Raw genomic sequence first — 5,794 nt, forward strand, 5'->3', positions numbered from 1 at the left:
GGCTTCGACAGTCACACCATGCGAACCGAGCGCCGCGGCAGCCTGCTGGATCGCGGGTTCGTCGGCGGCTATGATCAGGTGGTAGCCGTCCTTGGCGCACAGTTTGGCGAGTTCCTTGCCGATGCCGCTTGAGGCGCCCGTCACCACGGCCAACTTTTCATTCTTCATCACGTCCTCCGAACCTCGCTTCGGCCGAACCACTATCGGGGTTGATTGTTCCGTGCGGGTTGATGCGCGGCCATCCGAGCCATGAACGATGCGGCGTGGAGAGGTGGAACAACTCAGGTCGATGCGAGTTCGATGTCCGTGCAGCGTCGTTGCTCCCCCTTTTTGATGCTGCATGATTGGGTCCCCTCAGCCTGGTCCAGCCCGCGCGTGCCCTGTCCGGGAGGCGCGGGCTTTTCGTGATGGCGACGGTGATGTTTTGAGATCCAGGAGGGAACAATGTACCCGTTTGGCAGTTCGGCGCGCAGGAGGAACAAAATGCAATACGCCGAAGAAATCGCGCTCAGGCGCGTAAAGATGCTGGTCGAACAATATGTTGTCGCCAGGAGCAGGAGATATGATTTCGTCTCGACGGAACTTGCCTGCAAGGCCATTCGCCAGGTCGTACGAAGCCCGATCGAAGACGCCGAACTGGACCATTTGCTGGCTAGAAGCGCGGTCAAACAAGGGCTCTCGGTGCGGTTCGACCGGATAGGTCATTGGCAGGCGGCTTCGCCCGGACTCAGCCAGGAGAAATCAGCATGAGGGCAGTGCTTTTGATGTCGGCGGCATTGCTCGCCTTGGCGGGGTGCAACGACAATGCCGATCCAGTCAAGTCCAAGACGGATACTACGAACAGCCAGCCGGTCGACAAGAATCCCACGACGGACACCAACCCAACACCGCAGACCAGCACCGGTGGCGACCAGCAAGGTACGCAGCCAACCCAGCCGGCATCTCCCAAGCCAAGTGGTGGCTAGGCCTATGGAGCGGCGCAACGCAATAATCTCGCTGGTGATAGCGGCGGTCATCATTGTTGGTTTCGTCGTGGGCTTTTTCTACGTCGATATGGGCTGGCAGACCTCGCCGCTGAAACGCGCGCCGGAGCAGAACCAGGGCGGCAATGCCCCCGCGGATACCGCCCCGGCTGCCGGCGTCCAGAAAAATCCCAGGGAAAACACGGAAATGCCGGGGCAGCAGTGATCGACGGCCGGCAGCAACAGGCGAGGCGACGTCGCGGTGACGGTGCCGAAGTGAGTTCGATACAGCACGGATCTGGAGTGTGGATGATGGGCATCCTTTCCGACCTCGACAAGAAACTGACGGACAACATGTACGAGCATGGCAGCGAATTCACCGATGCGGGTTCGGATCTGCCCGAAGCAGTCGTTGAAGCGGTCGAACGGCTGATGTTTTTCATCCAGCCCGACGCGCGCGACACAGTCAGAACTCAGGTTCTCGGCCTCATTCACGAATACAGAATCCAAGACGCTCCGAACGGGGATCGCCCCGCCTGACCTTCAGCTTACGCTGATGCGGCAATTGAAACCGATCGGGACCTGGCTCGCCGCCTCGTGCTCCGGATCGGCGGGCGCGGTCGTTGACGGACCCGACGAATGCTCTAGATCAGATTTACGCCGGCCACGGTTTTGTTGGGTCGGGGGAGACTATTCGGTGGCGCACCAAACGCCTGATTTGATCGTTAGACGCCGCTATCTCAGGCTCGACTGCTTGTGCTTGCTGTCGATGATGTTGTCGGCATGCTCATCTTCCGATCAGATCGAGCAGCAATCACGGACAGCGGCCTCCGCCGCACAGACCGTGTTGATGGCACTTGATGCCTGGGCGGCAGGAGCTGCACCGACCACATACGCGGTGGGTACGCTGCAATCGATCGGCAAGACGCTTGCCGATGCCGGGGAGCAAATCCGGTCCGCCGAAACCAGTGAACCCGCCGAGCAAGCTTCGCTGGCAAAAGCAGTCAACGATTTGTCTGTCGCGGTGACGCGTGCCGAGGCCGGATTGCAGGCGGGCGACCGGCCGGAAGTCCAAGATGCGCAACAGGATCTACGGCTGGCGTCGCGTTCGCTCGCTACCGCCTACGCCAAATATTTCGCGCCAAAGCCATGAAGAAGCTCATGGAAATATCCCTCGGCGTCGTCACCAGCGTCGGCGGCTTCCTCGAAGTTGGGTCCATGGCGACGGCGGCGCAGGCAGGCGCAATGTTTGGCTTCCAGTTAATCTGGGCGGTGGTGCTCGGCACCATCTGCATCATCTTCCTTGTCGAAATGTCCGGCCGGTTCGCGGCCGTGAGCCATCACACGATCTCCGACGGCATCCGCGAGAGATTCGGCTTCAACGTCTTTCTATGGCCGTTGCTTGCCGCCCTGCTGGTCAATTTCCTGGTGCTGTCCGCCGAGATCGGCGGCGTTGCCATTGCACTCGAATTTGCCACCGGCATAGGCTTCCAGTGGTGGGCACTGCCGGTGGCTTTGCTGGCGTGGCTGCTGCTTTGGAAAGGCACGTTCGGCTTCATCGAGAAGGGCGTATCGATTCTCGGTCTGGTGACGCTGTGTTTCGTCGTCGGAGCGGTGATGCTGAGACCCGATTGGACGGCAGTCGCAAGGGGCGCCGTGCCTTCGCTGCCGGTCCACGATGCTGCCAACTACTGGTTCATGGCGGTCAGCATTCTCGGCGCCTCGATATCGCCCTACCTCTTCATGTTCTATTCCTCGGGGGCCATCGAGGACCGGTGGGACAAAGGCTATCTCGGAGCCAATCGGGCCATAGCGGGGTTGGGCATGACCTTCGGGGGGACCATCTCGATCGGCGTGTTGATCGTGGCCGCTCTCGTGCTCGCCACGCATGGCGTCACCCAGGTGGACGACTATCACCAATTGCCGTTGATGCTGATACCCATATTCGGCTTTTGGGGCTTCGTGCTGTTTGTTGCCTCCCTCGCCATTGCCTGCTTCGGCGCCGCACTAGAGGTCGGGTTGCAACAGGCCTATCTTGTGGCCCAGGGTTTCGGCTGGAATTGGGGCGAGGATCGCAAGCCGCGCGACGATCCGGGTTTCAGCGCCACTTACACGATATCATTGCTTTTGGCGGCTATTCCCATCGCGCTTGGTCTCGATCCGCTGAGGCTCACCATCTTTTCGATGGCGCTGACGGCAGCCAGCCTGCCGCTGACGGTCGTCCCATTCCTGTTTCTGCTGAACGACAAACGTTATGTCGGCGAGCATCGCAATGGCATTTTGTCGAATGCCGCGGTCATCTTCATCATCGCGCTCGGCTTCGTACTGGCGGTGGTGACCATCCCGCTGCAGATATTCGGAGGCACATGATGAAGTTGCTGCGTGATCTCCTGGACAAGCAGGTGGTCGACCGCGAGCAGGTCAAGATCGGCAAGGTTGACGGGTTGGTGGCGGAGTTGCGGCCCGGCAAGCCGCCTCGGATCATTGCGATCGAGCTCGGCTCCATCACCCTGGCGCGTCGTCTCGGCGCACGGCCTGGGCGCTGGATAGCGCGGCTCGCGGTCAAGCTGGGTGGCAGGCAACATGGCGAGCCGCATCGGATCGCCTGGCAGAAGGTGAAAGATATCGGCATCGATATCGAGTTCGACATCGACGTGCGAGAAACGTCGATCTTCGCCTGGCAGGACTGGTTGCGCGACCATGTCATCGGGCGCATTCCGGGAGCTTGATGATGACCACGGTCAATCTCGAGCATCTGTCAGGGCGACGCGTACTCTCGCAACGCGGCAAGAATGTCGGCTATATCGAGGAGATCCGCGCCGAACGGGACGGTGACGATTTCGTCGTCACCGAATTCCACGTCGGGGTCTACGCCGCTTTCGAGCGTCTTTCGGCCTCGGCCATAGGTGTGGCGGTGCTGGATCTTTTCCGATTGCGCCGCCGCGACGGTCTATACCGCATCCCTTGGGACAAGCTCGACATCTCCGATCCCGCGCGACCGCGGCTGCTGTGCCCAATGACCGAACTCTCAGGCATGAAGGGCGCACCAGACCTCCAGGAATAGGTCGTGGAGCCGCATCGTCGGGATCATTCTCAGCGCAGCATGCTTGCCGTCAGGAAAACCACGGCTGCTATCAAAACGACAGCTGCAATTACCAACACCGGCCAGTTGCCGCCGGGCCGCAGTTCCGGCTCGCCTTCGACCGGGCGCATGGCATTGGCAAAGCTGGCATCGTTTTCGAATTTTGGGCGAGTGCGCGGCGGACTTGTCCCAGCGACCGGATTTTGCGTGTCCGCGGCTTCGGCGTCTGTCTCAAGCGGGGCAATGGCGGGATCGAACCCCGGCGTTTTGTCCTGCGTTGCTCCTGCCTGCACTTCGCTTCTGGCCGCGGCAGGCGTGGGACTTGAAACCTTGATCATGATTTCTCCCTTTCGAACCAATCTCGGCAGAGTCGCACTTGCAGGCACCGGCGAGGCGACCCACCACGGTCAGACTTGCTCGCTCAGCAGAATCTTGGCGTCCTTGGCCGCAACGATGAACGCCTGTCGTGCGGTCTTTGTAGGCTTTTCGCCTCGCATGACGGCAAGGCACGCTCTGATCGCGGCAAGACGCCTCTCGGATGTCGGCTTTGGCCAGTCCCGCAGCAGCACTTCGGCTGCGTCCGACACCGAAACCACAACCCTGTCGCGGTCTATCCGGCCAGGTTGAATGATAATCGGCTTTCTGAAATGTCCAGTACGCACATTGCCTCTCCGGCGGGATGCACTCTATTCGACACGTCGCTGCAAGACTGCGCGTCGCGACGCGTTTAACTCCGCACTCGTCGATTTGTTCCAGAGCATCTGGCGTTTGAAACAACTAGCCGATGGCCATCCGTGCGCCCTGTCCCAAGACTTACAGCAGATCTTTCCGAAGGAAGACTCGGGCATGTCCAGGGATCCCGAATTCGACTTTGCCGAATTCCTCGAACCCGTGCTGCATGTAGAATAGCGGCGCCTGGAAACTGCTCGTCTCCACGACGGCCTTCTTGCAGCCCCGCCGGATGGCTTCTTCCTCGATCGTCGTGAGAAGTTGTGAGCCAAAGGATTGGCCACGCAACTGCTCAGGCAGGAAGAACATGTCGAGAAACAGGAGCCCAAGCTCCGTCCTGCCCCAAAGCCCGCCCCAGGTCTTTCCTGACTGGTCGCGAAGCTCCGCTCCGATATCAGCTCGGTCGTCGATCCCGGTCTGTGCGATGTTGTATTGATAGAGCGCTGCGGCGGACTGCGCTCTTTCATCGTCGCTATAGGTCAAAGTGGTTGTAAATCTCTCGGATCGGAATGACATGCATTTTCCTCCTGGTGGGCACAGGCATGAGATCCGCCGGCAACGTCGGTCACGGCCAAGATGAACTCGTTGCCAACGCCAGAAATAAATCCGGCATCCATCTCGGGCGCCTTCGAACGCCGTGGGCTTTGTCTGATGGTCTTCACAAAATATTACGTGAGGGAACGTTCGCGCCTGACTCGTCTTAGGCAATCGAGGCGGTTGTCGCCTCGCGGATTGTGAAGGAGAAGAACAATGCCTAATCAAGGTGGTAGCCACGAACAGCACGTGAAGGCAGGCCAGCAGAGCCACAAGAACGCCGACAACAAAAACCGTCAGCAACAGCAGGCCTCTGGTGGTCAATGGCAGCAGGGCGATGGATCCGGCATGCGTGGTGGAACCCACGAACAGCATGTGAAAGCTGGCGAACAAAGCCACAAAAACCGCTGATCGCGTGTGATTTCAGCAGACCCACCCCGAAGTATCGGGGTGGGTCTGATTGCATCTGAAGGGTACCGACGAAGAG

At 59.9% G+C, this 5,794-nt stretch carries 13 protein-coding genes; 9 read left to right on the forward strand and 4 right to left on the reverse strand.

Annotation, left to right across the window (positions count from 1 at the left end; all coding sequences use genetic code 11):
• Positions 1-168 (reverse strand): SDR family NAD(P)-dependent oxidoreductase (locus tag EN749_RS29090; RefSeq protein ID WP_128364451.1); only part of this gene is annotated, 168 nt, incomplete at its 3' end.
• A 315-nt stretch (positions 169-483) separates the two neighbouring features.
• Between EN749_RS29090 and EN749_RS29095 the strand changes: the two genes are divergently transcribed.
• The 8 genes from EN749_RS29095 (at position 484) to EN749_RS29130 (ending at position 4,026) form a co-directional block, all read left to right on the forward strand.
• Complete coding sequence (locus EN749_RS29095) at positions 484-750, forward strand: hypothetical protein (protein ID WP_027036323.1); 267 nt, start codon at positions 484-486, stop codon at positions 748-750.
• Positions 747-965, forward strand: coding sequence for a hypothetical protein (locus EN749_RS29100; RefSeq protein WP_127380969.1), 219 nt, complete (start codon positions 747-749; stop codon positions 963-965). The genes EN749_RS29095 and EN749_RS29100 overlap by 4 nt, the downstream gene beginning before the upstream one ends.
• Positions 966-969: 4 nt before the next feature.
• Positions 970-1,188 (forward strand): hypothetical protein, encoded by a 219-nt coding sequence (locus EN749_RS29105; RefSeq protein ID WP_013533184.1) that lies wholly within the window; start codon positions 970-972, stop codon positions 1,186-1,188.
• An 83-nt stretch (positions 1,189-1,271) separates the two neighbouring features.
• A complete protein-coding gene (locus EN749_RS29110; protein ID WP_127395836.1) occupies positions 1,272-1,502 on the forward strand; it encodes a hypothetical protein in 231 nt (76 codons plus the stop codon).
• 157 nt (positions 1,503-1,659) lie between these two features.
• Positions 1,660-2,115 (forward strand): hypothetical protein, encoded by a 456-nt coding sequence (locus EN749_RS29115; protein ID WP_128364452.1) that lies wholly within the window; start codon positions 1,660-1,662, stop codon positions 2,113-2,115.
• Positions 2,112-3,332, forward strand: a complete 1,221-nt coding sequence (locus EN749_RS29120) for a divalent metal cation transporter (RefSeq protein WP_128364453.1) — start codon at positions 2,112-2,114, stop codon at positions 3,330-3,332. Before EN749_RS29115 ends, EN749_RS29120 begins: the two co-directional genes overlap by 4 nt.
• Entirely contained in the window at positions 3,332-3,691 is a 360-nt protein-coding gene (locus tag EN749_RS29125; RefSeq protein ID WP_127809669.1) for a hypothetical protein, read from the forward strand. The genes EN749_RS29120 and EN749_RS29125 overlap by 1 nt, the downstream gene beginning before the upstream one ends.
• A gap of 2 nt (positions 3,692-3,693) precedes the next feature.
• On the forward strand, positions 3,694-4,026 hold the full coding sequence (locus EN749_RS29130) for a hypothetical protein (RefSeq protein ID WP_127809670.1): 333 nt from the start codon (positions 3,694-3,696) through the stop codon (positions 4,024-4,026).
• Positions 4,027-4,055: 29 nt separating this feature from the next.
• Here the strand turns inward: EN749_RS29130 and EN749_RS29135 are convergent, their stop codons facing one another.
• The 3 genes from EN749_RS29135 to EN749_RS29145 form a co-directional block, all read right to left on the reverse strand.
• Complete coding sequence (locus tag EN749_RS29135; RefSeq protein ID WP_128364454.1) at positions 4,056-4,382, reverse strand: hypothetical protein; 327 nt, start codon at positions 4,380-4,382, stop codon at positions 4,056-4,058.
• A gap of 69 nt (positions 4,383-4,451) precedes the next feature.
• On the reverse strand, positions 4,452-4,706 hold the full coding sequence (locus EN749_RS29140; RefSeq protein WP_127809672.1) for a DUF982 domain-containing protein: 255 nt from the start codon (positions 4,704-4,706) through the stop codon (positions 4,452-4,454).
• Between the two features lie 151 nt (positions 4,707-4,857).
• Positions 4,858-5,256 (reverse strand): GNAT family N-acetyltransferase, encoded by a 399-nt coding sequence (locus tag EN749_RS29145; RefSeq protein ID WP_245486660.1) that lies wholly within the window; start codon positions 5,254-5,256, stop codon positions 4,858-4,860.
• Positions 5,257-5,523: 267 nt separating this feature from the next.
• Here EN749_RS29145 and EN749_RS29150 point away from each other — a divergent pair, with 267 nt between their 5' ends.
• Entirely contained in the window at positions 5,524-5,718 is a 195-nt protein-coding gene (locus EN749_RS29150; protein WP_128364455.1) for a hypothetical protein, read from the forward strand.
• Positions 5,719-5,794 lie beyond the last annotated feature (76 nt).

This window comes from Mesorhizobium sp. M7A.F.Ca.ET.027.02.1.1, assembly GCF_004022985.1.
In the GTDB taxonomy this organism is placed as follows: domain Bacteria; phylum Pseudomonadota; class Alphaproteobacteria; order Rhizobiales; family Rhizobiaceae; genus Mesorhizobium.

Excerpts from the sequence above, each read along its gene's own strand:
- EN749_RS29100 (WP_127380969.1), top strand. The coding sequence starts at position 747 with ATGAGGGCAGTGCTTTTGATGTCGGCGGCATTGCTCGCCTTGGCGGGG.
- EN749_RS29135 (WP_128364454.1), bottom strand. The coding sequence starts at position 4,382 with ATGATCAAGGTTTCAAGTCCCACGCCTGCCGCGGCCAGAAGCGAAGTG.
- EN749_RS29130 (WP_127809670.1), top strand. The coding sequence starts at position 3,694 with ATGACCACGGTCAATCTCGAGCATCTGTCAGGGCGACGCGTACTCTCG.
- EN749_RS29110 (WP_127395836.1), top strand. The coding sequence starts at position 1,272 with ATGATGGGCATCCTTTCCGACCTCGACAAGAAACTGACGGACAACATG.
- EN749_RS29095 (WP_027036323.1), top strand. The coding sequence starts at position 484 with ATGCAATACGCCGAAGAAATCGCGCTCAGGCGCGTAAAGATGCTGGTC.
- EN749_RS29150 (WP_128364455.1), top strand. The coding sequence starts at position 5,524 with ATGCCTAATCAAGGTGGTAGCCACGAACAGCACGTGAAGGCAGGCCAG.
- EN749_RS29105 (WP_013533184.1), top strand. The coding sequence starts at position 970 with ATGGAGCGGCGCAACGCAATAATCTCGCTGGTGATAGCGGCGGTCATC.
- EN749_RS29120 (WP_128364453.1), top strand. The coding sequence starts at position 2,112 with ATGAAGAAGCTCATGGAAATATCCCTCGGCGTCGTCACCAGCGTCGGC.
- EN749_RS29125 (WP_127809669.1), top strand. The coding sequence starts at position 3,332 with ATGAAGTTGCTGCGTGATCTCCTGGACAAGCAGGTGGTCGACCGCGAG.